Here is a 26,654-nt window from a genome sequence, read left to right as displayed (position 1 = left end):
TTTCTTAACATAACCCTATGATTACAAGTCCATTTTAACACCTAATATGAATGTCTTCGGAATCCGCAGACCCAAACCCGTGTCATATCCATAAAAATCTACTAACTCAGGATCTCTTCCCGTATACTTTGTAAGGGTCCACAGGTTGCTTCCGCTCACGTACACATAAAATTTTGAAAATCTATCCTTACTCCGATTCATCAGTTTGGTCATATCATATCCCAAAGTGAGATTTCTCAGTTTCAGGAATGAACCGTCTTCCAGAAACATATCCTGCTCTGCCTGATAAGGCGATACCGGAGACCAGGGATTATATAAAGGATAGGCTTTATCATCAAAATTTTTCTCCCAGAATGTAATATCTCTTACCGCTCCGATAGCGTTGGACTCATCCTGATTGGCAAAATCATAATAGCTGGCGGCCTGAGAATTGAGGATATCTTTTTTCAGATTGAAATAAAGCAAAGCACTGATATCAAAAGACTTGTATTTGAATTGATTATAGAATCCTCCCGTGTACTTAGGGAAAATATTACCCATTAACTGACGGTCCTTATTATTGATATCATAATCCCCGTTCACATCTACCCACCTTGGGTCTCCGCCTTTCATATCGGTACCGTTATACGTCAGGATTTTGTAAGTCGACGGGTTCACCGGTACATCCAGGTCGTTGTTGAATATTCCTCTGTTCTGCAATAACCAAAAGTGATCGATACGCTCACCTACAGCCAGTTTTCGGGTTCCGATTTCAATCTCCTGCAGACCGTTTGGTAAAGCTTTCAGCTTATTATTGTTATAAGAGATGTTAAGAGAACTGTTCCATGAGAAATCGTTTTTCGAAGGAAGATTAAAATTCAGCGTCAGATCCACTCCTTTATTATTGACCACCATTCCGCTTTTTCGTTCGAACTGATATCCGGACTCTGCCACGATAGGCACGTTAAAAATAGCGTTCTTATTATCTTTATTATAAAAATCAACTCTGGCCGTAAGCATGTTTTTCATAAGAGAAACATCAAGACCCACATTTAACATTTCTGTATAGGACCATGGCAGATCGTAACCTACCCAGCCCGACTGATACGGACGGCTCAATGTTCCTAATCCATTATATGAAAACACAGCCTTATTACCATCCCAGCCCAGTTCAGAGGCATACTGAGGTCCCGCAGCATCCCGGTCTGTGGTCGGAATATTTCCAAGCCGGCCATAGGAAGCCAGTACTTTGAAGTAATCGAAGAAGTCAGATTTTATAACATGATTCAGATTATAATCCGCATTGACCGCATAAGATAAAAACCAACGTTCAGAAGGTTGTACGGCAGATGAACCGTCATTTCTGATCAATGCTCCTACATTCCATTCATCTTTGCGGGTATAGTTCAGTTTTCCGTAGAACGAAGCCAGTCTGTGCTGGATCTTGTCTGAATAATAGTATGGGATAAAACCTATAGACTGCAGATAATTAGCATACTGCGAATTTCCTTCCACTACGTTGACCTTAATAAAATCGTTTGGCCCTCTGTAGCCTTGTGCATAATTATATTTTTGTACATCAGCCTGATAGTTGAATCCTCCCGCAAAACTTAAACGATCTTTATCATTGACATCATAAAAGTAATTCAGCGTATTATCAAATACCATCCGTTCGTTATAGCCGAAGTAATTGGAAACATAATTATTGCCTGACATAAGCGTTGAAGGCCAGAATACGTTTCTTGTATTCTCATTGTAATCCATCATTAGCTTCGGAGAAAAACTAAGGTTCTTCAGAATAGCAAAATTCAGTGCGAAATAACCGATAATACTGTTATTGAAATTCTCATCAATAGTTTTATCATACTCCTTCAGATATAAGCCATACATATCTTTATTCGGAGAGATAGGTGTACTCAGATCCGGCACATAGCGGGTCTCACCAAACCGTTCGATGATCGATTTATTACGATCGCGGTCCAGACGAGTAGCATGTATCATACTGGAGATGGTCAACCAGGGAAGAGGAACCATATTGATATAGAATGCGCCCTGATATCTTTTGAACTTCGCTGCATCAGCCGCTCCTGCATCTGAAGTATGTCCTGCAAAAAATCTGAAATTAGAACGATTTCCTCCACCGACCAGACTACCATTTACGGAATAGATCGGAGATGTTTTATAATACAGATCTGTCCAGTTTGAAGGACCGTAATAATTGACATTGGAAGAATCACTCAGATAAGCAGGATAAGAAGCCTGCTGCAGGATATCTGCATAGCGATCATAAAATGGTTTTCGGAAATTCTTTTCAAATTCTCCGTTTATCGTAGATACATTCGACGGCGTCGCAAATCCGAAATGACCGTTAACACTGATACGTCTCTCCCCTGCAGATGCATTTTTGGTAGTTATATAAATAACTCCGTTCGCTGCTCTTGGTCCGTAGATAGCCGCAGTACTGTAATCCTTCAATACATAAATAGATTCGATATTGTCCGGATCCAATACCGTGTTAATATTGGTTGCTGATCCTACAGGTTGTATTGTATAATTCTGAATATCATATACAATTGCAGGATCCTCCGTCAGCGGAATTCCATTGACAACAATCAGCGGCTTATTCTTATTGAAGTCTGTCGCATGTAATACAGGCGTAGAAATACCTCTTACAGTTACTCCCTGTTTGATTGTTCCGGGTTCGCCGGAAGATTCCTGGATATACACTCCCGAGAGATTTCCCTTCAGCATCTGTTGTACCGATACAAAAGGTCTCAATCTGGCAGCTTCCATAGCGAGACTGTCCTTTCCCAAATAAGGCTTGGCAGCACTCAGATCATAAATGAGGACTGAGTCAACTTGCGTGGTATCAACCTGCCCTTTGGAAAAATTGGTTATCCCGAAACCAGTAACTCCCTTACTTCGTGACTTAGTTCCCGGAGAAGCCGAAACGATCCCCGTCAAACATCCACCAATAAGAGAAAAAACCGTAGCAACAACGTATAATTTTTTCATTTAACGGATTTAAAAGATGAACACTTTTACCTAAAAAAACTTAGAGACTTCAAGGTTTATAATGGCTTTTCTCTTCATCAGGTTTATAGCCTTGTTAGTTCTATGTTAATTAATTGGTAGGGCAATATTAGAACTATAGAACGACACTTAAGAATGTCACAAAAACACAACCGTTTGCGTAACTAACTATAACGTTTTCGTGTTTACAACACACTTTTATTTACGTATAATGAATATATAATATTCTTATTATTTATAAATTAAATATAAAAGAAAATGAAGGGAGCAAAAAAAAGAGGTTGCGAATAACGAAACCTCCTTCTCTGATAAATGATAACTTCAGTTAATTTTTTGCATGCAGCGCCACGGCATAAAGTTTCATCTGTTTCACCATTGAAAGCAAACCATTGGCACGTGTCGGAGACAAATGCTCACGCAAACCAATACGATCAATGAAGTACAGATCTGACTCCACTATCTCTTTAGGCGTGTGACCCGACAATACTTTCACCATCAGGCTGACCAGCCCTTTTGTGATCACAGCATCACTATCCGCCTTGAAAATAATCTTTCCGTCTTCCATATCCGGATGTAACCAGACCTTAGACTGACAGCCTTTAATGGTATAATCTTCCGTCTTATATTGTTCATCAACCAAAGGCAATTCTTTACCCAATTGAATAATATATTCGTATTTCTGCATCCAATCCTCAAAGAATGAAAAATCTTCTATGAGTTCATCTTGTATCTCGTTGATTGTCATATTTTACTTTAATTTAGACTAGCATACCTACAGCACGCTCCACTCCTGCTACCAGCTGATCTACCTCTTCCTTAGTATTGTAAAATGCAAAAGAAGCACGTACTGTTCCCGGGATACCAAACTGATCCATGACAGGTTGTGCACAGTGATGTCCCGTACGAACAGCTATTCCCAGCTTATCCAGTATCACACCCACATCGTATGGGTGCACACCATCTATTACAAATGATAATACAGAGGACTTGTGATCGGCAGTACCGATAATCCTCATTCCCGGAATTGCGGACATCTTTTCAGTTGCATACGCCAGCAACTCTGCTTCATATTCAGCAATTTGATCAAGTCCGATAGCATTAATATAATCTATTGCATCACCCAGACAGATACCTGCTTCAATATTAGGCGTACCCGCTTCAAATTTGAAAGGAAGTTCGTTAAAGGTAGTCTTTTCAAACGTTACTTCCTTGATCATATCTCCTCCACCCTGGTACGGAGGCATAGCATTCAGTAAATCTTCTTTACCGTACAATACACCCACTCCCGTCGGACCATACATTTTATGACCGGAGAAAACCAGAAAGTCTACATCCAGATCCTGTACATCCAAAGGAATATGCTGAATCGCCTGTGCAGCATCTACCAGCACCGGTACGCCATGCTCATGTGCAATCTCTATCATTTCTTTCACCGGATTGATTGTACCCAAGGCATTGGACACATAAGTGAAAGATACGATTTTAGTCTTTTCAGAAAAAAGCGCGCGATAGGCATCCATATCCAGTTCGCCCTTTTCATTCATAGGAATAACTTTCAATTTTGCACCTACCTCATCACACAACATCTGCCAGGGCACAATATTAGAGTGATGCTCCATCGCAGATATCATGATCTCGTCATCTTTCCCGATATTAGCTTTACCAAAGCAGGTCGCTACAATATTAATAGCATGAGTAGTACCTGTCGTAATAATAATCTCATGTTCATGAGCAGCATTGATAAAGGCCTGCACCTTACGGCGGGTAACTTCAAATGCATCGGTAGAAATCTGACTCAGAAAATGTACTCCGCGGTGCACATTACTATTCATATCCGTATAATACCGAACAATAGCGTCTATGACCTGCTGAGGTTTTTGTGTGGTAGCCCCATTATCCAGGTACACCAGAGGTTTGCCGTTTACCGACCTGGAAAGAATAGGAAAATCGGCCCTGATTTGGGATATATTGAAATTTTTCAAAATGTATACACGTTTATTAAAGTAGACAAAGTTAATAGTATTTAGACAAAAAATACGTCAGCACACTGTATTCTTTTGAAAAATCGATAGAATTAACATTCCTCTAAACAATATGATTTGCATCACTTTCCATTCAAATTATGAAATTATTAAAATACAATTAATCATTATTTAGTTACCTTTGTATGCTATGCAAGAATTAAACCAACAAATACCAGAAGGATCCCGTAAAGAGGTCATGACTTATTTGGAGCCGTTCATGCTGAATGAGATGAGCGAATATTTAAAGCCTGTTGAAGAAATGTGGCAACCGGCAGATTTTTTGCCTGATGCTTCCAGAGATACATTCTTTGAAGAGGTAAGAGACTTGCAGGAAAGTGCCAAAGAACTTTCTTATGATTTAGTTGCAGTACTTATCGGCGATACACTTACCGAAGAAGCCCTTCCTACCTACGAATCATGGTTGACTATGGTGGATGATGTGGAGAAAAATGAGCAGGGAGGATGGATGAAATGGGTGCGCGCATGGACTGCAGAAGAAAATCGTCACGGAGATTTACTGAACAAATATTTATACCTCACCGGGCGTGTTAACATGAAAGAATTTGAGCGTTCGGCTCAATACCTTATACAGGACGGATTTGATATCGGTACAGGAAGAGATCCGTATCGTAATTTTATTTACACCTCCTTTCAGGAAATAGCGACCAACGTATCACACCGCCGGGTAGCTGGTTTGGCAAAAAAACACGGAGACAAACTTCTTGCAAAAATGTGTGGTGTCATCGCTTCAGACGAAGCCAGACACGCAAAAGCGTATATGTCTTTTATTTCTCAGGCACTTGTCGTAGATGCAAGCGAAGTCATTCTGGCATTTGAAGACATGATGCGCAAAAAAATCGTTATGCCGGCACAATTTTTAAGAGAATCCGGAGAACCTCAGGGAGAGGCTTTTGCTCACTTTTCCGATGCAGCACAACGTCTGGGTGTATATACAGCAATAGATTATGTTGATATCCTGAAAGAATTAAATACAGACTGGAATATAGATAAACTGACCGGACTTAATGAACAGGCAGAGAAAGCAAGAGATTATCTGCTCAAATTACCCGATCGCCTGCTCCGGTTGGCAGACCGCATGAAAACACCATTGAAAGAATATAAATTCAAATGGATCTACGGATAAAACTTAAAAAGCGCTAATAGTTTAGCGCTTTTTTTATTTGTTAAACTATTTTATGATATTTATTAAAAAAATAAACCGGATCTCAGGATGAAGTACAAGCAAATACATAACAATTCTATCAATCAGATCATGCTGATCATTATTATCATTCTGATCTGCATACTCATCTTCACCAATCTATCGTACTACCTTCCCGGATTTCTGGGAGCCGTTACCTTATATATTCTCTTTAGAAATGCCTATTTCAAAATGACAGAACAGAGAAAATGGAACAAGTCGCTCGTCAGCCTGCTCATGGTGCTCCTTACAGTTGTATTTATTGTCTTTCCGACCTGGGGAATTATAAATTACATCACTCCTGAGCTGACAAATCTTGTTGGCGATAAAAATGATATTATCAAAAATTTCAATTCAATAAAAGATTATATAGCAACTGTACCTTTACTAAAAAATGTCGACCTCTCCGAAGAAGCATTGTTAAATATCTTACAAAAACTCACACGTTACCTTCCCAGCATACTCAACTCGATCGCAGAGGTAGGAGTCAACCTTCTCGTATCTTTATTTGTACTCTACTTTATGTTGGTACATTCCAAACGCATGGAATCAACAATATATCATGCTATCCCCTTTTCAACACAAAGTAAAAATGAGTTGTGGACTGAGGTCAATATGATGGTTCGGTCAAATGCCATCGGAATCCCTATACTGGCGCTCTGTCAGGGCTTTGTAGCCATGATAGGTTACTGGTTTCTAGGCGTTGAAAACCCTATTCTCTGGGGAGGAATGACGGCTGTATCTACCATAATCCCGGTACTGGGGACTATGACAGTATATGTACCGCTGTCTATATTCCTGTTTGCCAATGGGCAGATCGGGAATGGTATAGGATTATTGCTGTACGGATTTATTGTTATTGGCGGTATTGACAACGTGCTTCGATTTACTATACTCAAAAAATTAGGAGATGTCCCTCCGCTGATCACAGTATTCGGAGTACTCCTCGGATTGAAACTTTTTGGAATGCTGGGTGTTATTTTCGGGCCCCTTATTCTATCCTCTGTAGGTGTATTACTAAAGGTCTACAGCAATGAATACGGACGTTCCAACAGTGGTATACCTGATGCATCAGAAGATAAAACGCTCCCCTGAAGCAAATACATTTTTGAAAAGAACAGTCTACTGTCATATAACAGTATTCTTACCTTTAAACTTATATTTTTTTCATAGTTTTGAAGCCATAATATCATTAAGAGCAATATCCATATGAATAAGAAGTTAGTTTTAGGAGCGATGAGTATGCTTACAGCATCTCTGCTTTTCTCTTGCAATTCAGAAAACAAACAAGCCACACAGACATCCTCAGAGCAGACAGCTGCACCTGCAGAAGACCCGCATGCAGGACAAACAGCTCATACTCCCGCTCAGGATACTCCGCCGATGACAAAAGAAATCGCAAGAGTATTGCCTGCTGATTTCACATTTTACAAACTAAAATCAGGCATCAGCTTTGGAAAAGTCGATCTTGCGAAAGATAAAAACTCTGTATTCGTTCTTTTCGATCCGGGATGCAGCCACTGTCAACACGAAGCCACTGCCCTGTCCGACAACTACGACAAGATAAAAGGAGTAAACGTTTACTTCGTTTCCATGAATGATCCTGCTTTAATGGCTTCATTTTTTGACACTTTCGGACCAAAATTAAACGGTAAATCAAACGTAGAGTTACTGTATGACCGCAATCAGGAGTTTATCCAAAAATTCCATGTTCCTTCACAATTCCCGGCTAATTATGTATACGGTCCGGACGGACAGCTTAAAGAGCATTGGGAAGGTGACAAAAACATTAACGAGATTATTGCAGCTTACACAAAATAACACATGATCAATATTGCGATCAATGGATTTGGACGGATAGGACGACATACACTTCGAAATATTCTTCTTAGGAATGTCGGTGAACAATTGCACGTAGTAGCGATTAATGACCTGACGGATACCAAAACACTAGCACACCTTTTCAAATATGATTCGGTACACGGCCCTTTTCAAGGCACCGTAAGCTATGATGAAAATCACCTGTTTATCAACGGACAACAGATACAGGTCAGCAAAGAAAAAAATCCGGAGCTTCTTCCCTGGACAGCACTCGCAATAGATATTGTTATTGAATCTACAGGACATTTTACCTCCGGCGGGCAGGCGGCTTTACACCTGAAGGCCGGAGCAAAAAAAGTCATTATATCTGCCCCTTCACCTGACAAAGAGATTCCTACTATAGTTTTGGGTATCAATGATCAGTCATTCGACTTATCCGCTCCTATACTTTCCAATGCCTCCTGCACAACGAATAATGTAGCGCCATTGGTAAAGATTCTGGATGAAAACTGGGGAATAGAAGACGGGTACATCACCACTGTCCACTCCATGACAGGGGATCAGAATTTACATGATGCCCCACATCGTGATTTGCGTCGTGCACGTGCAGCATCTTCCTCCATTATACCCACAAGTACAGGCGCAGCGAAAGCCATCACCAATGTATTTCCACATTTAGAAGGCCGGTTAGGAGGCGCAGGAATACGTGTCCCCGTATTAAACGGATCGCTCACAGATTTCACCTGTACCCTAAAAAAACAGACTACAGTAGAAGAAATCAATGCAAAGTTTCAAGCTGCTGCAAATGGCTCATTAATAGAAGTATTGTATTATACTGAAGATCCCATTGTATCTGTAGATATTATAAATAATCCCTACTCATGCGTATTTGATTCGCAACTGACCTCTATTGTAGGCGGGCTTGTAAAAGTAGTCGGCTGGTACGACAATGAATTCGGATATTCCAACAGACTCGTAGATCTGCTGTTAAAAATAGACTCTACAACTGCTACAGTGTAAAAAAACACTGTAGCAGTTGCTTGCAGACTTATATTTACATCTCCCCTTTACTACGGGTCCAAACTAGATTACTTTACTAAATATCCAATTCTATTTTAGCGGCATAAATACGTGCCGGATCACCAAATAGCGCTATACTCTCCACTATTACAGCAAAATTATTTTTAACTTTCCCGTTGAAGACCTCTTTTCCATTAAGCCGGACTTTTACGGGTTTTATAAAGTCTACTTTATCTACATAAAGGCTAATTTTTCCGGAGACCTTACCTTTCACTTCCTGTGTAGTAATATCATAGTTATTTCCGTTCTTTTCAATTTTAAAGGATTTCCTCCCTCCTTCTTTACTCAATCCGTCTAATCGCACATATCCAAAACCCTTTCTATAATCACCGTCCGTGTCATAATACATAAAGGATAATACATCGGGATAAGTCACTCGCTTACTTTGTTTGATCAACCATGGAGTCACGTTATAATAATTGATACCATGCCCTTTACCAGTCTGAATGTTCACCACGTGATTAAAATATCCCGGATTAACCAAAGCTGCACTATCAAGTCTTTGCTTCCAGGAGATTCCCATTTTATTACGATCGAATCCGCGATCAAATTCTCCTACTTCTATGCGAACAGAGGTGTTCCTTAGGTTTTCTATAGGAGCAGCTTCCTCAGTTTCCGGCCCTGCCATAGGTCCAAGGCCGGCAAAATAATCTGCGTAGAAAGTTCCCATTCTGAAACTCCCGTATCCACCTTCCGAAATCCCCAATATATACGTTCTGTCAGGATCGATTTCATTTGAAAGTACAGCCAGTTGCCAGGCCCTCAGCCAGGAAACTTGTTGAGGGCGATAATACCATCTTCCGATCCTGTCATCAGCCATTCTGGGTACAAAATAATAGCTTGAACTATCCTGATAGGCTTTACCCAGCATTTTGGCTGCAGTCCATTCATCAGAGTTTGTTTCAGAATCCCAAGGGCCTGACAGATCTCCATATCCCCCTCCCCCATGCAGGTTGATGAAAAAAGGATATCCGGAAGCAGGTTTTTCTCCTTTAGTAAAGGTTTGTATTTTCATACGCTGTCCCTGTGGAATATCCCAGATAAATTCGCTTCCATCTTTACTTGCAGAAGGCAAGGTCGCCAATCTCTCGTTGTTAGCCTCTTTCCAAAGTTCCCAAACTCTTTCCTTTTCAATCTTTAGAAGAGGCGTATGAATGGTTTTATTATAATAAACTGATTCTATTTTTTCCAGATTCTCAGTTTCCAGATTACGTTTAAAATATGCTAAAAAATAAGAAAAACTGGAATTTTTTAATGTGGATTTTTGATCTGTAATCTGCAATTCCTTTCCGCTTTGAGCATATAAATTAAGGATACTAAAACTTAAAATAACAAATAACAAAGCCGCTGTAAAAACTGGTTTCAATTTTCTCATGATGGTGTTTATAAAACAATGTGTTAGTGTAATAGGTTTTAAACAATTAACTGCACAGAAGAACTCCAGAAAACACGAATTACCCTTCACATTTAATCTTAAACACAAACCTATCCAGCTAATATACAGTTTTTTAAAGAATACTCAGAAACACAATTATCATTAAAGAAAAAAAATTACAAATCAGGAAGATTCTAGTCCAAATTACATAAAATAGGCGGCCATAAGATTTTTACATTTCCCTTTCTACTCCCAGTCCAAATAATGCAAAATCATATTTAATCGGATCCATCGGATCCAGCATCCGGAGATTGACGGTAAGTTCAAGAGCCGTTTTCCAATTCACTTTATCTAGCGTAATCAACCCGAATTTACGAGCCACTCTTTCCACGTGAAGATCGCACGGACAAATCAGATCCTTTGGATGAATCCGGGTCCAGATTCCAAAGTCTACACCCTTGTCATCCTGACGTACCATCCAGCGCAAAAACATATTTATACGCTTTACCGTTGATTTTTGTACAGGAGCACTGATATGCTTTCTGGTACGTAAGGGAAAATCAGGTAAAGAGAAAAAATAAGCCTTAAAAGCATTCAGTGCTTTCTCTACTGAAACTTCTTTAGTCTGTTCCTGACCAATCAAAAAGGCATCTTCCAAAGAATCAAACACTGAGAAATGATATCGGAAAAAGGAGATGAAATACAATAGATCTGTATCATTAAAGGTACGGTGTTTAAATCCCAGCAACTGTTTCAAGTCAGTCTCCTGATGATGCATTATAAAATCAAAAGGAGCTCCATCCATACGGTCAATCAGCTCCCTGCATTTATTAATAATAGTTTTGCGCTGCCCCCAGGCCAGAACAGAAGCAAAAAAACCCATGATCTCAATATCCTGTTTTCGGGAAAATAAATGAGGAATACAAATAGGATCATTTGGAATAAAACCAGGCTGATTGTATTGCTCAACCTTTTGATCCAGAAATTCTTTTATATTAAAATCAGACATGGTCATCTAAAAAATAAGGCTGTCTCAAATCCGATACTTACATGCTATAACAAGATTCCTATCCTAAGATTTGGAAACAGATAAGCTATGAAAAGATATTTTTGAGACAGCCCCAGATAAAAAGTAATACTAACTCAATGCCTGTTTCAGATCTTCAATCAGATCATCAGCATCTTCAATACCTACCGAAAGACGGAGCAGATTATCCACTACTCCTACCTTTTCTCTTGCTTCCTTCGGTATAGAGCCATGTGTCATGGTGGCCGGATGATTTATAAGCGATTCTACTCCTCCCAGTGATTCAGCAAGCGTAAACACCTTGAACCGAGAAGAAATACGGAAAGTTTCCTGCATATCCGCCCCTTTAAGGACAATAGAAATCATTCCTCCAAAATCCCGCATTTGCTTTTTAGCAATCTCATGTCCAGGATGATCTTCAAAACCCGGCCAGTAAATTGTCTCTACCTTAGGATGATTTTTCAGGAATTCTGCCACCTTGCGTCCGTTGGCACAATGAGCCTCCATACGAAGATGCAAAGTCTTGATACCGCGAAGTGCCAGAAAAGAATCCTGAGGTCCCGGAGTACCTCCACAGGCATTATAGTAAAACCACAATTGTTTGTATAATTCGTCATCATTCAGGATCAAAGCTCCCATGACTACATCAGAGTGCCCGTTGATATATTTCGTAGCCGAATGCATTACAATATCTGCTCCCAGATCCAGAGGATTCTGTAAATAAGGAGAAGCGAATGTGTTATCGACTACATAAAGCGCATTCCCAGTTTTGGCAATCTGACCGATAGCTTCGATATCTGCCAGTTTCAGCGTAGGATTTGTTGGTGTTTCTACCCAGATCAGTTTTGTCTTATCCGTGATGGCAGCACGCACCGCCTCGGCATCAGATGTATTGACAAATTTGAAAGTAATACCATATTGCTCATATACTTTTGTAAATATACGATACGACCCGCCATACAGATCATCACCTGTCACCACTTCATCCCCCGGTTTCAACAGTCTCAGCACACAGTCCGTAGCAGCCATACCGCTTGCAAAAGCCAGTCCGTGCTTTCCGTTTTCCAGCGCCGCCAGACAATCTTCCAGAGCCTTACGCGTAGGATTAGTTCCCCGCGAATATTCAAAACCTTTATGATCTCCCGGAGAAGCCTGCTGATATGTAGAAGTCTGATATATAGGGGTCATGACGGCTCCGGTAGTCGGATCTGACTGCTGACCGGCATGAATCGCTTTTGTTGCAAATTTATAAGCCATTATTCTGTTTATTTAGTGAAATGTAAATTTATCAAAAATCTAACGGAGAAGGGAATTTAAAAGTATAATTCAGTTCATCCTGAAGTAAAGATCCGTGTACCTTTTTTTGAAAAGAATCCTCATCCCGAAAAGCTTCAGGAACAGCAAAACCATACTTTCGTGCCGAAGCTAAGATCACATCATGCTTCAGCGGATGAGCTGGAGTAACTACATTATACAGCCCGTTTGTAAGATCAGAATCAAACCCCAGACGGATCAATGCAGCCACGTCTTCCAGATGAACAAAATTGCAAAGCTGCCCGCCGGTTGTACACACCTTGTGCTGAAAATACTTGGCAAAAATCCGCTCCTGACCAAATAAGCCCCCCAGCCGGTATACAATCACCCCACTAAGCCGCCGCATAGATTCTTCAGCGCTTAACAACTTTGCATCAAGCTGATTACTCTCCCATCCGTTCTCAAACATATCACCGGAAATATCCGGATAGATTCCTACAGAACTGAGAAAAATAAGTTTGTTATAAGTCAGTCCCGAGACAAACCCGAATACACGATCAAATCTTTTGACAAGGATGTCTTCACTATGACGCTTAGTCGCAGGTATACTAACCAGAATATAATCAAAGCTTTCCGGAAAATTATCCGGAATAGCATTGTCATCATCAAAATTATGCACAAAAGCAAAAATACCATCAGACAACAGCCGATGGTATTTTTCTGATGAGGTAGTAGATGCCCATACTTCATGCCCTTCAGCAATCCACAAACGGGCAATATATTCTCCTACCCAACCGCAACCTAATATAAGGTAACGCATATATCAGTAATTTAAAGAAGTAAAACTTCTTATTGTCAATCAATTATTATTAATAAGCTTTAGCAAATAAAACTCGCTTATTAGAAGGTTTACCTGTAAAGATACATACTCCCTCTTCTTCCTTAGCATCTAAAGGCACGCAACGAATAGTCGCTTTAGTCTCTTCTTTCACACGCTTTTCAGTTTCGACAGTTCCATCCCAGTGGCAGGAAATAAATCCGCCTTTGTTTTCCAGTACATCCTTAAACTCTTCGTAAGAATTCACTTCCGTAATATGACTATCCCGGAATGTCAGCGCTTTCTGGAAAATATTCTCCTGTATGGTATCCAGCAAACCTTCAATCAGACCCGATAATCCTTCCTGAGAAACTGTTTCTTTGGTCTGTGTATCCCTGCGGGCCAGTTCAACAGTATCATTCTGCATATCACGTGCACCAACAGCTACACGCAAAGGCACTCCTTTAAGTTCCCATTCTGCAAATTTAAAACCCGGACGTTGTGTATCACGGTCATCGTATTTGACAGAAATATTTTTTGCTTTCAGCTCAGCATTCAAACCATCTACGAAAACATCGATATTTGCTTTTTCCTCATCCGTTCTGTAAATAGGCACGATCACCACCTGAATAGGCGCCAGCATAGGAGGCAATACCAATCCCTGATCGTCCGAATGTGCCATGATAAGCGCTCCCATCAAACGGGTAGACACTCCCCAGGAAGATGCCCAGACATGCTCCTGTTTACCTTCCTTGGAAGTAAACTTGACATCAAAAGCCTTTGCAAAGTTCTGTCCCAAAAAGTGAGAAGTTCCCGCTTGCAAAGCCTTACCATCCTGCATTAAAGCCTCAATACAATAGGTATCCAATGCTCCGGCAAAACGTTCGTTTTCAGTCTTTCGACCTCTTACCACAGGAACAGCTAAGTAGTTTTCCGCAAAATAGGCATATACACCCAACATTTTTTCCGTTTCCTCTATAGCTTCCTGACTTGTCGCATGAGCAGTGTGTCCTTCCTGCCACAAAAATTCTGCAGTACGCAAAAACAAACGTGTACGCATTTCCCAACGAACAACATTCGCCCACTGATTCACCAGAATCGGCAGGTCACGGTAGGATTCTATCCAGCCGCGGTAGGTATTCCAGATAATCGTTTCCGAAGTCGGTCTTACGATCAGTTCTTCTTCCAGTTTTGCATCTTCATCAACAATAATATTTCCGGCCCCGTCATTCTTCAGGCGGTAATGTGTAACTACGGCACACTCCGTTGCAAACCCTTCTACGTGAGAAGCTTCCTTAGAAAAGAAAGATTTGGGGATAAATAAAGGAAAGTAAGCATTACTATGACCGGTATCTTTAAACATCTTGTCCAGAATCGCCTGCATGCGTTCCCAGATGGCATATCCGTATGGTTTGATCACCATACATCCTCTTACCGCTGAATATTCGGCCAGATCCGCCTTGATCACAAGGTCATTATACCACTGTGAATAATCTTCTGCTCTACTCGTAATTCCTTTACTCATATGTGTATTTCTTCAAAAATATGTAACAATATGTGATTAATTTCCGTCTCTATAAGTAGTGAATGGATTAAAATCCGTAATTTTAAATTATTTTACAGGACGCGTTAAACTAATCGCTTAATTCGGCGTCTAAGATAACAAATAAGACTGTAATTGTCGAAGGTTAACTGGTATGGAAATCATGAAAAAAAATAGATTATTATTCGGTGGGTTGGCAATAGCCGCGGTCATAGCACTTGGCTCCTGCTCAACCAATAAGCAAATCACCTATAGAGATGATGTCTATAATAACCAATCTAAGGCTCAGAGAGTGTATCAGAGTCCGGATTATTATTATACTGACGGAGATCAATATGCACAGGATGATTCCTATTATTCGGACGAATATTCGGACGATGAATATAACAACGGTGGATATGATGACATGGGCGAACTGGAATATGCAAACAGAATCAACAGATTCTATTATTCTTCACCCGGTATGTCGTATTACGATCCATGGTTTGATCCATGGTACGGATATAGCGGATTTGGATTAGGCCTAGGTTGGGGCTGGGGTGGCGGATGGTCACTTGGCTTTGGCTGGGGTGGTGGTTTCGGTTGGGGCGGAGGCTTCGGCTGGGGTGGTTACCCTTACTACGGATACGGTTATCCCGGATTCGGATGGGGCAATTACTGGGGATATAATTCATACTATAACTCATGGGGTCATCCTTACTACGGCAACGGACATTACGCAGGTAATTACCGTGTAGCATCCAATCGTTCGACAGCTTACCGTAATAATTATTCTAATGTAAGAACTTCTTCAAGAAGTGCATCTTCAGGAAGAAGCAGCAACAGAAGCGGTATAGCGGTAAGCAGAGATGCAAATGGCAGAATCACAGGTACGAGCTCAGGAAGATCATCACGTTCGACCAGCGGCAGATCTGCAGTTAGCGGTACTGACAGAAGCAGTTCAGGTAGAACTGGAACTGCATCAGGTAGATCCGGAACAGCAAGAGATAACAACGCAATCTACAGAGATATTAACTCAGGCAGAACCAGCTCAAGACAAGGGACTTCAGAACGCGTGACACCGTCTACCCGCTCTACATCACGTCCGGCTGACACCAGATCAAGAGAAACATCTTCAGGTCGTTCTTCTTCAGGCAGAACATATGATCAACCGGCATCCAGACCGTCATATACACCTGCGCCATCTTCGGGCAGATCTGCATCCCCTAGCATGGGTGGCGGAAGCTCCAGATCGGGAGGTGGTTCATCCGGCGGAGGCTCTGGACGTTCCGGAAGACGTTAAACCATGAACAAACGTACTAATAGTCAATATGCTCTAGCGTATTGACTATTATTTTGCAATAAATACTTCATTTACGTATGAATATCAAACATTTACTACTTTCATCATTTTTCCTTTGTGGAATAATAGGAACAGCACATGCGCAATTTGAAAAAGAAGCTCTTCTCTTCTCTCAGGAATATCCTGGAGGAACAGCACGTTTCAAAGGTATGGGTAATGTACAGACCGCTTTAGGAGGCGATCTGAGTTCCATTGCCGGCAACCCAGCAGGTTTAGGATTTTACGGGCAGTCAGATATCGGTGTCACCTTTAATTATTTCAATAATAACAGCAAGACAAATTATTTCGGTCAGTCCAACAGTCAGAATCAGGGTCGTTTTCTGATTGATAATGCCGGTGTTGTTTTCCATTTTCCTTCAGCAAGAGGATTAGGAGCAGATCTGACAGAAGGATGGCTTAATTTTAATGTTGGTCTGAGTTATGATAAAACAAACAATTTTCGCAACAAGATTCTGTATTCAGGAACCAATAACGAAAGCACCAAGGGGCAGACACTAGCAGATCTGATGTATACACAGGATAATACACCCTGGGGGAAAGATCTGTATAGTTCTTATTTTATGGAAGGCTATGCGGATATTGATAAACGAGGGTATTTCCCCCTGGCAAAAGAAGGAGCGGATAAATATCAGCAAAATAATATTCTTGAAAAAGGAGATCGTTCAAGAACAACGCTCTCTTTCGGAGCGAATTACAGCAACAAATTTTATATAGGAGCTTCCTTCTCGATGGTTTCTTTCAAATATGAGACTGCACAGAAGTTTACAGAAGAAGGATCTACTAAAAGCAGCGATGAGATCAAAGGTAGAAACCCAAACTCCCCATATCTTGACCCTACCAAAGCAGAAAGCAAATATGTAGGAATCAAATATGCACTTGACGATTACTACAATCAATATACAGAGGGATCAGGAGTGGATTTCAAATTAGGTATGATATACAAACCTGCACAGGACTGGAATCTGGGACTTACCATCAAGACACCAACCTGGATAGCTGTACAGGACAATACAAATTCCTATACGGATATCTATTATACAGGAGGAACCACAGCATTAGATCCTTACAAGTCAGACTCTTATAACACGGAAGATGATATCAATATCATTACGCCATTTCAATACAGTCTGGGTGTTACAAAATTTTTCCCAAGAGGTCTTATTACCGCAGATGCAGATCTGACAGACTATTCTACAACCAAATTCAGATCGCCTAACCGCTATAATCCACAGATGGAAGTAGATATGGAAAAATCAGTCAAAGGTATGTACAAAGCGGCAATAAATGCCAGAATTGGCGGGGAATATCTGATCACCAACATTATAAGTGGTCGTGCCGGATTTAATTATTATGGTAATCCATATAAGAACGCAGACTACAGCCACTATACGGGCACTTTAGGTCTGGGTGTAAAATTATCCAGTTCCCTTTATATGGATGTAGCGGTAGTACACAATATGCTGAAGTATTACGAAAGTCCGTATACTTTTGAAGAAGGATTCTGGGAGACTCCCAACCCTGTAGCAGAAATCAAAAATAACCGCACAAATGCAGTGTTGACCTTGGGTGCAAAATTCTAAACCAAAGGTTATCATTATAAAAAAGGCTCGGATTCTGAAGAATCCGAGCCTTTTTTATAATATCTGTTTTTAGCTGTTAGCCTTTTAGCTCCTCTATCTTACGAACGAAAAGGTTATAATTTTCATGTTTCTCTACATATATAAGATCTCCTGCATCTATAAACCCATCCAACGCGACCGCATCGTACCATACTCCATCTATTTCTATCTTACCGGAAGGACGAAGAACAGTTTTTGCAACACCTTGTTTATGCAAAAGATCAGCCTTTGATACAGAAGAAGTGTATCCCTGATCCGACTTTTGTTCATCTTCCAGTACAAGTCTCTTAAAGGCGGAAGATTTCAAAATATTCTTACCAAAGATCACCATTAATATGACGGCCAGAAACATCGAGCCTATTACAATAAGAAAAGAATTAAACAACATACCCGGATGTGCAAGCTTAAAATCAAAATAATCATTAGATACCATACTGAATGCCAACCCGCAGACCAGACAGATAATCCCCAATATACCTGTGACCCCGAATCCCGGGATAACAAAGATTTCCAACGCGATGAGTATCACGCCTATAAAAAAGAGTGCGATTTCCCAATGCGCCGCCAATCCTTCCATATAAAGCGGGGCAAAGAATAATGCAGCAGCTATAAGTGCAACAGCTAAGGCAAATCCGATTCCCGGAGTCTGCATTTCTGCATAGATACCTCCGATAATCAAGAGAATAAGTGCTCCGCTTACAACCGGGTTGATCAGAAAGCCGATGATATTATCAATCATCCCTACTTCGTGCACAGTGACAGTTGGTTTACTAATACCGAGATCAATAAATATTTCTTTATTTGCAGACACTTCTGCTTTAGCTACGCCGGCCTTTACAGCTTCGTCTGCGGTCATAGTAAGCAGTTTGCCGTCAGGTTTCAGGTTTGGGAGGGAGACTGAGGGATCGACAAAAGCCTCCGCAATCTTCGGATCTCTGCCCTTTGCTTCAGCTGTAGCACGCATCAGTCCTCTCATATAAGACTGATATTTTTCCGGCAGCACCTCCCCTTTTGCATCCACTACACTGGCAGCTCCTATACTCGCCCCCTTTTGCATATAGATATAATCCGAAGCCATAGCAATCAATGCGCCTGCAGAAGCCGCATTATGATTAATATACACAACTGTCTTCATCGGAGAGTTGAGCAACCTGCTTCGTATAGAATCTGCATAATTGACTGCTCCGCCAAATGTATTCAACTCGACCAGCATATAAGCCGACTTTAATTCTGAAGCTCTTTTAGTGGCTTTGTCGAATGTACGCCATGCGGCAGGGCCTATTTCATCATGGATACGAACATGATACACTTCCTGTGCCTGTACTGCTGTTATCGCAAAACATGACATCAGAAATAGCATGGTTAAAAAGGTTTTCGTAAATTTGTTCATGTATTCAATCATTGACTGGTTGAAATTTGTGTTGAGCGTAATGGTTAAATATACAATTAATAAAGTATTTGCGGAAAGTTTTTCGGATCCTATCTGGAAAATTGAAGCCGACTCCAATACCCGGTTACTGGCTGTGGAAACCCGTGATCAGGAAAGTACTTTGCCTGCTTTTCATGTTATTAGTTTTACAGGTACCCGATTATTAGACAACTTTAGGTTAAAAACTAAAGAATGGACGCTGGCAGATATTCAGGGGGACTACTTGATTCTCAAAAAATTAGGCACCAATACCCCTTATGCAGCAGGAATTACCGTATTACATATTCCGTCTCGTACAATTACTCAACAATGGCATCAGTATTTGCTGATTGACATTTTCAAAGGTTTACTCAAAGTAAGACATCATACCATCAGTTCCGGATTTGAAGAATATATTTCCCTTTCTACCGGAACTCCGTTACAAACAACGGATAGCGAAATCCAGTATTGTGCTAATCATATCAGCTTTCCGTTAGCTTATAACGGAAATTTACCGCATTTTTTACAATCGACAGTATACGAAGACACGATGTGGATCAGCAAGATCAGACAACGGTATCTTTGGTGCTATCACACCCGGAAGGAGGATAAATTTGACCTGAATATCTGTATTTCTGATCAATACAGAGAGATACACAGATGCTGCCTGCTGGAGCAGAATTCTAAAATGATTCCTCAGCCTTATTTTCAAATTGACGATCAAATATTTCTTATGGCCTATAATAAACAGGAAATTGTTTCGTATTTAGTATAATTGCATAATTTTTATCATGGACAAACTATTGAAATCATCTCTTTATAAAAAGATAGCTGTCATTGCTTTTGCTAGCTTTTCTATTTCAAATCTGTACGCCTCTTCGTGGAAAACAGATTTTAGCCCAAAAGACTCCATCGGAGTTGAAAATGTGAAAGGAGAAATTTACATCCTTCATAAAGTTGAACAAAAGGATACCTATTATAAATTAGGCCGTCAGTACAATGCCATAGTCAAAAATATTATGGCTGCAAACAACAACAAGGATTTACGTCCAGGAGATACCGTAAAAATTCCCACCGGCAGACCGTTTCAGCAAGCTGCAAAACCAGCTGCTCAACCGGAAAAGTCAAAAAACACAGGTAATACACAGCAGCAAACTCCTCTTACAGAATACAAAGTCGGAAAAAGCGAAACATTATATGCAATCTCCAGAAGATTCGGTGTATCTGTAGACGAAATCAAAAAACTGAATAATCTGACCTCTAATTCACTGAAGGAAAATCAACTGTTAAAAATTCCGAACAGCACACCTACACCTCCGAAACCTGTAGAAGAGCCCAAGATCGTTCTGACACCCATAGATACGACCCGTGTAGACTCTACAGAACGGGATTCATCTTACAATGAAATCTCAGCCAATAAATATGGTATCCGGGAGAAAAAAGAACGAGGTATTGCGGTATGGATGAGTAATCTGAATTCGGACGGAAAGAGCAACCTTGCACTTCATAAAACAGCTCCTATTGGCACTATACTCAAAATCACCAATCCCATGACGCATAATGTCACTTACGCCAAAGTAGTCGGAAAGTTTAATGACAATGCAGAAACGGAAAACGCCATTGTCGTATTATCCAAATCGGCAGCTTCCTACATAGGAGCTTTGGATAAGCGTTTTTTGGTAGAAATAAATTATGGTGTACCTTTGGAAAATTAAACAGTATCGTATCATAAATGAATAACAAACCCTTCGTCATAGGAATCGCAGGAAGTAGCGGTTCGGGTAAAACATTTTTCTTAAATAGTTTCCTGCAGCATTTCTCAAAAGATGAGATCACACTCATCTCACAGGATGATTACTATATTCCGGCAAATACAAAGACTCAGGAAGAAAACAGACTGTACAATTTTGATATACCGACCTCTATTGACAGATCCGCTTTTTATAATGACATCAAAGATCTCTTCGATGGAAAAACAGTTTTTAAAGAAGAGTATACATTCAATAATCCGGCTCTTACACCCAAAATGCTGGAGATCAAACCGGCTCCCATTCTGATTATTGAAGGGCTGTTTATCTTCTATTATACAGAAGTCAATGACTTATTGGATATGCGTATATTTCTGGATGCGGAAGAATCTGTTGCTCTGGAAAGACGTCTGAGAAGAGACCTCATAGAACGCGGATACGATGAAGACGATGTACGTTACAAATGGGTAAACCATGTCGTACCGTCTTATAATGAATATTTATTACCCTACAGAGAATTCTGTGATAAAGTAATCATCAATAATATTGATGATCCGGAACCTATCCGAATGGTGACAGATGAGATCTGTCAGGAGGTGAAGCATAAAATAAAAACAATATAAAAAAAGCGGCTAAGCCGCTTTTTTTTAAATCCTTAAATTGATTTCCTGTTGTCATCAGAGTTGGTATCGATCAGTTTGTTGTACGGATCTATTCCGACTGCAGTTGGTTTTTCATTTACAATGATAGACAGTTTATTATTGACCTGACCTATCTTATGCTTCTTCACATATAATTCCTTCTGGTCATTATTATCCTTTTTGGATTCAGCAAATACACCCACCTCAATATAATCCTGTAAAGGCAGGGATCGGATCTCTCCTTTTTTGGATTTAGGCTGTGCAGCAGGATTGACGTCATCGTATATCCGCTTACCATTTTTGTCCACTCTGTACTTAGCGACCTGAAAGACGATATCTACCTGATATTTTCCATTGGCTAACTTCTTAGTGGATACATTTTCAACCTTATTTTCATAGAAAGTGATCGTCTCGAACATATCTTTTATTAAATATTGAAGCGAGTCCGGAGTAGCTTTCCGCAAATGATCTACAAATTCCAGCGAAGTAGTATAAGGCGGATTTTGAAAAGCTGTCTGCTCCAGATATCCTTTTACAGTCCGGTTGAACACACTTTCTCCCAGATAATCGCTCATCGCATACAAGACCAGTGAACCTTTCTGATAATGAATATACTGTTGATTCTCATTATACATCAAAGGGTTTTCACCAAGCCGTTCGGCACTGCGGCCTTTGAGATAATTATCCAGTGCATCTTTCAGAAATTTGCGCATCTGTCCTTTACCGTATCGTTGTTCCAGTACTTTCAGGGAAGAATATTCCGACATACTTTCGGACATCAGAGTAGCTCCCTGTACATTAGCACCTACAACCTGATGTGCCCACCACTGGTGCGCTATCTCATGTGCAGTGACCGCATAAGGATAATCTACAGCATCATGATTCTTTTCATCTACATCAGCAATAAAACCAATAGCCTCTGAAAAAGGTATGGTATTGGCAAATGACTGCGCAAACGTACCTCCGGTATGTGGAAATTCAATAATGCGCAATTGCCTGTGCTGATACGGACTATATTCGCGGGTGTAATAATCTAATGAAGCCTTACTGGAAGCTAACATCCGGTCCAGATTGTATTCATGCCCCTGATGGTAATAAATCTCAAGATTGACATCTTTCCATTTGTCCTTTTTTACCGCATACCGAGCTGAGTTAAATGCATAAAAATTCAGCATTTCACTGTCCATTTTATACTGGTAATATTTACGGCCATCTTTCGTCCATTCTTTCACCAGATATCCCGGAGCAATAGCTAACTGATTCTCATCTGTACCTATAGTTGCTTCAAACCGGATCCAGTCTGCATCATTAGAGATATAATTTTTCTGTCTGGCACGTTGATCAGTAGGTTTTGCCATCCTTTCTTTAGCCGGCAATCCGTATTTGATACGGATATCATTATCCACCAGTTCGGATTGATCCGAATAACCTATCCTTGGAAACATCATATTATTAATAAAAGTTCCATTTCCTTTTACAGGTGAATTTTCATGGATCCAGGTATTAGGCTTGTTCATTGTTTCGAAAGTCAGCACAATAGAATCGCCCGGTAACAAAGGTTGCTGAAGTCTGTAGATATTGAAATTATACACATCATCTTCTGAAATCAGTTTGACAGGTACATTCCAGTTGAAGGTATATTCGTAATCATTATAATTTACAAATATCGTATCTATTGCCTGGGCTGTCTTATTTTTGAGAACATATGAAGCCTTTGCCTTAAATGATCTGGATGAAGGGAAAAGATCCAGATTAAACTTTACGTCCACGACACGAGGCTGAGCACGATACTGATATTTTTTATATTTCTTTTCCCACTGTACAGCTTGTTTTTCAATATCGAGCGCTTTATAATACGGATTCTTTACATTATCCTCGTAATAGATCGCAGATCCTATACTTAAAAATCCAAGCAGACATACAGCGAGTATAATACCTTTACTCATATCCAGACCGGATTTCAGCATATTCCATCTTTCCCTTGCTCCGGAAAATATTCCCCTTCTCCAAAGTAGCAATCCCAGAATCAACAATACAATAGCAAACAGGAACCAATAAAACTTGTAGGTCAGGAATGGCAGAATAAACCCAAAGCCGTCCATATCCGAATATTGCAGATTGGGACCTTGATTAAACTTAAAGATATCCTGTTCGATTCCTGCAAAGGAAAGGAATGGTAAGCCTATATAAAGAATCAGGAGTACAAAAAAACCACTCAGATAACTTTTAAATAAGGTATGGATAAATACAGCCAGAAAAAGCCAGATGATATTGCTTAACATACCAAATACCATCAAGGTCATAATATATTGTCCGATCTCAAATTTATAGTACTGGTAATAGGCCTGATAAGCCATACAGGTCAGGATCACAAGAAGCATCAGAAACAGCTGCATCTTGATAATAGCAATGACTTTGGACAAGAGCAATGTCCAGTTAGGAACAGGAGTAGAATCGATCAGACTTCCCATTCTGGAGATCTCTCCGCGGTGAAGCAACAGTCCTGAAAACAGGAAAGTCAGAATCATCATGAAAAATTTGAATGTAGAGCCTGGTATCATGACCATTTTCCAGGTCACAGGATAGGTGGATGTTCCGAATATTTCTCCGAAAGTAGAGGCCATCAGAAGCACAAATAAAATTCCGATCAGAGAAATAATCAGAAATACCGGATTTTTGACGATATACCTGAAATCATAATTAGAAAGGGACCATGTCGTTTTCAGGTAGTGCCCCATGGAAAAACGATAGTTTACTTTTGGCAGATCAACTTTGAATATACTCCCGAAATTATTCTTGGTAACCCGTTCAGACTTCTTACTCTTTACCAGAGAAAGTCTGCTCTGTGAAAAAGAAAATAGAGTATAAAAACCTCCTATAAACAATGCCGAAACCCCAAGCCAGATCAATCTGTTGTAGATAACAACTCCTTCAAAAGGAAGATTATTCACATTCTTCTCTTCGGGTGACCAATACTGCGTGTAATAAGTGATAGCAGACTCTCCGAAAGGATCAAGGAGCGCGCCCCAGTAACGATTATCTACATTGCTGCTCAGGTTGTGAATCACTCCCTGCAGCACCATCAGAATCAGAACGGCCACAAAACCCACATACACATTTCGGGTGAGCGTGACCAGTACAAGGATAATAGAACTTATAAAAATCAGATTTGGAATAATCAGTACGAGATAAGTCTGAAAATAGGCAAAAATATGATTAGGCCCCAGCAATTCCTGATTGATCCCCGGCACATACTGCGCTAAAATAATTCCTAATGTAGAAGACAGAACAACAATCAGAACCACTAGCAAGGATCCGAAAAACTTCCCCAGAAGGTAATCTGTCTTTGTAAAGGGGTAACTGAACAGTATGGTATGAACATTATACTGAAAGTCACGGTATATAGAAGCTCCTACGATAGTCGGGATCAGAAAATAAATCAGGGCAGACATGCCGTTGATCATATCACTGATCGCCAGCGGAGAGTTCATATAGGTATTGGATGAAGTCGTAGCTGTGATTCCGTCAAATATTCCCAGTGACATCAGCATAATCAGCAACGCCAGTCCAAAAAATAAGGCCATGTAAACATATATAGCAGCATTTTTGAACCATCGTTTAAATTCGAAATTAAAGATAGTACTAAACATGACGCTGATCTTTTTTAAGGGCAACAAAATAGACATCCTCTAATTGAACCTGAGCTTTTACAAAGGTTTCGTCAGGTACACTGTCACTATAGACACGAATATTAAGAGTGTTATCCTGATTGTAATTGGTCGAAATAACATTAAACTTACCAATATATTCGTCCAGCTGCTCACGGCCGATAATACGCACCCAGATCTTATCATCAAGTTGGCTTATAGTATCCTTTGGTGTGCCCTGAAGCAAAATCTTACCGCCGTTAAGGATGGCCAGTTCGTGACATAATTCACGGACATCATCCACTATATGAGTGGAGAAAATTACGGTATGATTCGTTCCGATTTCACGGAGTACATTCAGAAAACGATGACGTTCAGCCGGATCCAGACCTGCTGTCGGTTCGTCTACAATAATTAGTTTCGGATCATTGAGCAATAACTGAGCAATGCCGAAGCGCTGTTTCATACCTCCTGAATACCCGCTTACACTCTTATTACGCACATCCCACAAATTAGTAACTTCTAGCACCCGCTTGATAATTTTTTCACGGTCAGCACCTGAAGAAATTCCCTTAAGACGGGCAAAATATTGTAAGAGTTCCTGAGCTGACAGATTAGGATAAACGCCGAATTCCTGAGGAAGATATCCTAATACCTTGCGCAGTTCCATTTGATTCTCCAGCACATTAATATGATCAAACTGAATACTTCCCGAATCCGGTTTTTGTAAAGTAGCAATAGTACGCATCAGGGAGGATTTACCCGCACCATTCGGACCAAGCAGTCCAAACATTCCGGGAGTAATCTCCAGATTGACATGATCCAGCGCTTTTACGCCGTTAGAATAAGTTTTACTAAGATCTTGGATTAATAAATTCATAAAGCAGTTAACTGTTAATATTCAATTGGTATCGTAATTATACATTTTGTTACAACATACATAAAAAAAATCAGACAATACCGCCTAACTCGCTGAATTGTCATATTTTAAAATATTATTTATAACAAATCTAAACAATATTTATCTTTGCAGCATGATTGATCGAGAAAATCAAATAATGCTTGATTTATGTGCCCCGGAATTACAGATGGAGG

20 protein-coding genes are annotated in these 26,654 nt (G+C 40.2%); 9 read left to right on the top strand and 11 right to left on the bottom strand.

Features of this window, described 5'->3' with window-relative positions; translation table 11 throughout:
• Window positions 1-21 precede the first annotated feature (21 nt).
• From I6J03_RS16325 to I6J03_RS16315, 3 genes are all read right to left on the bottom strand, one after another.
• Entirely contained in the window at window positions 22-2,994 is a 2,973-nt protein-coding gene (locus I6J03_RS16325; protein WP_003004137.1) for a SusC/RagA family TonB-linked outer membrane protein, read from the bottom strand.
• A 343-nt stretch (window positions 2,995-3,337) separates the two neighbouring features.
• Window positions 3,338-3,757 (bottom strand): SufE family protein, encoded by a 420-nt coding sequence (locus I6J03_RS16320; RefSeq protein ID WP_003001411.1) that lies wholly within the window; start codon window positions 3,755-3,757, stop codon window positions 3,338-3,340.
• Between the two features lie 13 nt (window positions 3,758-3,770).
• Window positions 3,771-4,994 (bottom strand): cysteine desulfurase, encoded by a 1,224-nt coding sequence (locus tag I6J03_RS16315; protein ID WP_003004139.1) that lies wholly within the window; start codon window positions 4,992-4,994, stop codon window positions 3,771-3,773.
• Between the two features lie 190 nt (window positions 4,995-5,184).
• On the opposite strand from I6J03_RS16315, the gene I6J03_RS16310 reads away from it, so the two are divergent.
• The 4 genes from I6J03_RS16310 to gap all read left to right on the top strand — a co-directional run bounded on the left by I6J03_RS16310 (window position 5,185) and on the right by gap (window position 9,078).
• On the top strand, window positions 5,185-6,180 hold the full coding sequence (locus I6J03_RS16310; protein ID WP_003001415.1) for an acyl-ACP desaturase: 996 nt from the start codon (window positions 5,185-5,187) through the stop codon (window positions 6,178-6,180).
• Between the two features lie 87 nt (window positions 6,181-6,267).
• Window positions 6,268-7,332 carry an AI-2E family transporter gene (locus I6J03_RS16305; RefSeq protein WP_003004142.1) on the top strand — a complete coding sequence of 355 codons (1,065 nt, stop codon included), beginning with the start codon at window positions 6,268-6,270 and terminating at the stop codon, window positions 7,330-7,332.
• A 114-nt stretch (window positions 7,333-7,446) separates the two neighbouring features.
• Window positions 7,447-8,058, top strand: a complete 612-nt coding sequence (locus tag I6J03_RS16300) for a peroxiredoxin family protein (protein WP_003004145.1) — start codon at window positions 7,447-7,449, stop codon at window positions 8,056-8,058.
• 3 nt (window positions 8,059-8,061) lie between these two features.
• Window positions 8,062-9,078: a type I glyceraldehyde-3-phosphate dehydrogenase gene (gap, locus tag I6J03_RS16295; protein WP_003004150.1), complete on the top strand. Its 1,017-nt coding sequence runs from the start codon at window positions 8,062-8,064 to the stop codon at window positions 9,076-9,078.
• A gap of 76 nt (window positions 9,079-9,154) precedes the next feature.
• On the opposite strand, the gene I6J03_RS16290 is transcribed toward gap, so the two are convergent.
• The 5 genes from I6J03_RS16290 to proS form a co-directional block, all read right to left on the bottom strand.
• On the bottom strand, window positions 9,155-10,513 hold the full coding sequence (locus I6J03_RS16290; RefSeq protein ID WP_003004152.1) for an alpha/beta hydrolase family protein: 1,359 nt from the start codon (window positions 10,511-10,513) through the stop codon (window positions 9,155-9,157).
• A gap of 232 nt (window positions 10,514-10,745) precedes the next feature.
• Window positions 10,746-11,528 carry a TIGR02757 family protein gene (locus I6J03_RS16285; protein WP_003004159.1) on the bottom strand — a complete coding sequence of 261 codons (783 nt, stop codon included), beginning with the start codon at window positions 11,526-11,528 and terminating at the stop codon, window positions 10,746-10,748.
• A gap of 123 nt (window positions 11,529-11,651) precedes the next feature.
• Window positions 11,652-12,797 carry a cystathionine gamma-synthase gene (locus I6J03_RS16280; protein ID WP_003004165.1) on the bottom strand — a complete coding sequence of 382 codons (1,146 nt, stop codon included), beginning with the start codon at window positions 12,795-12,797 and terminating at the stop codon, window positions 11,652-11,654.
• Window positions 12,798-12,828: 31 nt separating this feature from the next.
• Complete coding sequence (locus tag I6J03_RS16275; protein WP_003004167.1) at window positions 12,829-13,614, bottom strand: Rossmann-fold NAD(P)-binding domain-containing protein; 786 nt, start codon at window positions 13,612-13,614, stop codon at window positions 12,829-12,831.
• 49 nt (window positions 13,615-13,663) lie between these two features.
• The gene (gene proS / locus I6J03_RS16270) at window positions 13,664-15,136 is read right to left on the bottom strand and encodes a proline--tRNA ligase (protein ID WP_003004169.1); all 1,473 of its coding nucleotides are present in this window, start codon (window positions 15,134-15,136) and stop codon (window positions 13,664-13,666) included.
• A 181-nt stretch (window positions 15,137-15,317) separates the two neighbouring features.
• Here proS and I6J03_RS16265 point away from each other — a divergent pair, with 181 nt between their 5' ends.
• On the top strand, window positions 15,318-16,436 hold the full coding sequence (locus tag I6J03_RS16265; RefSeq protein WP_232279628.1) for a hypothetical protein: 1,119 nt from the start codon (window positions 15,318-15,320) through the stop codon (window positions 16,434-16,436).
• Window positions 16,437-16,513: 77 nt separating this feature from the next.
• Window positions 16,514-18,076: an OmpP1/FadL family transporter gene (locus tag I6J03_RS16260; RefSeq protein WP_201693819.1), complete on the top strand. Its 1,563-nt coding sequence runs from the start codon at window positions 16,514-16,516 to the stop codon at window positions 18,074-18,076.
• Window positions 18,077-18,152: 76 nt separating this feature from the next.
• Here I6J03_RS16260 and I6J03_RS16255 read toward each other — a convergent pair whose 3' ends face one another.
• Window positions 18,153-19,505 (bottom strand): NfeD family protein, encoded by a 1,353-nt coding sequence (locus I6J03_RS16255; RefSeq protein WP_201693817.1) that lies wholly within the window; start codon window positions 19,503-19,505, stop codon window positions 18,153-18,155.
• On the opposite strand from I6J03_RS16255, the gene I6J03_RS16250 reads away from it, so the two are divergent.
• From I6J03_RS16250 to I6J03_RS16240, 3 genes are read left to right on the top strand one after another with little or no spacing between them, the layout of a single operon-like run.
• Window positions 19,504-20,298 (top strand): hypothetical protein, encoded by a 795-nt coding sequence (locus I6J03_RS16250; protein ID WP_003004180.1) that lies wholly within the window; start codon window positions 19,504-19,506, stop codon window positions 20,296-20,298. The two genes, I6J03_RS16255 and I6J03_RS16250, sit on opposite strands and share 2 nt — an antisense overlap.
• A gap of 16 nt (window positions 20,299-20,314) precedes the next feature.
• Entirely contained in the window at window positions 20,315-21,238 is a 924-nt protein-coding gene (locus I6J03_RS16245) for a DPBB and LysM peptidoglycan-binding domain-containing protein (protein WP_003004183.1), read from the top strand.
• A 17-nt stretch (window positions 21,239-21,255) separates the two neighbouring features.
• Complete coding sequence (locus tag I6J03_RS16240) at window positions 21,256-21,894, top strand: uridine kinase family protein (RefSeq protein ID WP_003004185.1); 639 nt, start codon at window positions 21,256-21,258, stop codon at window positions 21,892-21,894.
• A gap of 32 nt (window positions 21,895-21,926) precedes the next feature.
• On the opposite strand, the gene I6J03_RS16235 is transcribed toward I6J03_RS16240, so the two are convergent.
• Together I6J03_RS16235 and I6J03_RS16230 are read right to left on the bottom strand one after the other, a co-directional pair.
• The gene (locus I6J03_RS16235; protein ID WP_201693815.1) at window positions 21,927-25,562 is read right to left on the bottom strand and encodes an ABC transporter permease/M1 family aminopeptidase; all 3,636 of its coding nucleotides are present in this window, start codon (window positions 25,560-25,562) and stop codon (window positions 21,927-21,929) included.
• Window positions 25,555-26,439, bottom strand: a complete 885-nt coding sequence (locus tag I6J03_RS16230; protein WP_003004194.1) for an ABC transporter ATP-binding protein — start codon at window positions 26,437-26,439, stop codon at window positions 25,555-25,557. Before I6J03_RS16230 ends, I6J03_RS16235 begins: the two co-directional genes overlap by 8 nt.
• Window positions 26,440-26,654 lie beyond the last annotated feature (215 nt).

The organism is Sphingobacterium spiritivorum (genome assembly GCF_016724845.1).
GTDB classification, from domain to species: Bacteria; Bacteroidota; Bacteroidia; order Sphingobacteriales; family Sphingobacteriaceae; genus Sphingobacterium; species Sphingobacterium spiritivorum_A.
Note: the sequence above shows the minus strand (reverse complement) of the source record. Positions and strands in the feature narration are given on the sequence as shown.

Coding starts and splice junctions, on each gene's coding strand:
- I6J03_RS16235 (WP_201693815.1), bottom strand. CDS start 25,562: ATGTTTAGTACTATCTTTAATTTCGAATTTAAACGATGGTTCAAAAAT.
- I6J03_RS16300 (WP_003004145.1), top strand. CDS start 7,447: ATGAATAAGAAGTTAGTTTTAGGAGCGATGAGTATGCTTACAGCATCT.
- I6J03_RS16325 (WP_003004137.1), bottom strand. CDS start 2,994: ATGAAAAAATTATACGTTGTTGCTACGGTTTTTTCTCTTATTGGTGGA.
- I6J03_RS16260 (WP_201693819.1), top strand. CDS start 16,514: ATGAATATCAAACATTTACTACTTTCATCATTTTTCCTTTGTGGAATA.
- I6J03_RS16310 (WP_003001415.1), top strand. CDS start 5,185: ATGCAAGAATTAAACCAACAAATACCAGAAGGATCCCGTAAAGAGGTC.
- I6J03_RS16250 (WP_003004180.1), top strand. CDS start 19,504: ATGTATTCAATCATTGACTGGTTGAAATTTGTGTTGAGCGTAATGGTT.
- gap (WP_003004150.1), top strand. CDS start 8,062: ATGATCAATATTGCGATCAATGGATTTGGACGGATAGGACGACATACA.
- proS (WP_003004169.1), bottom strand. CDS start 15,136: ATGAGTAAAGGAATTACGAGTAGAGCAGAAGATTATTCACAGTGGTAT.
- I6J03_RS16245 (WP_003004183.1), top strand. CDS start 20,315: ATGGACAAACTATTGAAATCATCTCTTTATAAAAAGATAGCTGTCATT.
- I6J03_RS16255 (WP_201693817.1), bottom strand. CDS start 19,505: ATGAACAAATTTACGAAAACCTTTTTAACCATGCTATTTCTGATGTCA.
- I6J03_RS16275 (WP_003004167.1), bottom strand. CDS start 13,614: ATGCGTTACCTTATATTAGGTTGCGGTTGGGTAGGAGAATATATTGCC.
- I6J03_RS16230 (WP_003004194.1), bottom strand. CDS start 26,439: ATGAATTTATTAATCCAAGATCTTAGTAAAACTTATTCTAACGGCGTA.
- I6J03_RS16305 (WP_003004142.1), top strand. CDS start 6,268: ATGAAGTACAAGCAAATACATAACAATTCTATCAATCAGATCATGCTG.
- I6J03_RS16265 (WP_232279628.1), top strand. CDS start 15,318: ATGAAAAAAAATAGATTATTATTCGGTGGGTTGGCAATAGCCGCGGTC.
- I6J03_RS16240 (WP_003004185.1), top strand. CDS start 21,256: ATGAATAACAAACCCTTCGTCATAGGAATCGCAGGAAGTAGCGGTTCG.
- I6J03_RS16290 (WP_003004152.1), bottom strand. CDS start 10,513: ATGAGAAAATTGAAACCAGTTTTTACAGCGGCTTTGTTATTTGTTATT.
- I6J03_RS16280 (WP_003004165.1), bottom strand. CDS start 12,797: ATGGCTTATAAATTTGCAACAAAAGCGATTCATGCCGGTCAGCAGTCA.
- I6J03_RS16285 (WP_003004159.1), bottom strand. CDS start 11,528: ATGACCATGTCTGATTTTAATATAAAAGAATTTCTGGATCAAAAGGTT.
- I6J03_RS16320 (WP_003001411.1), bottom strand. CDS start 3,757: ATGACAATCAACGAGATACAAGATGAACTCATAGAAGATTTTTCATTC.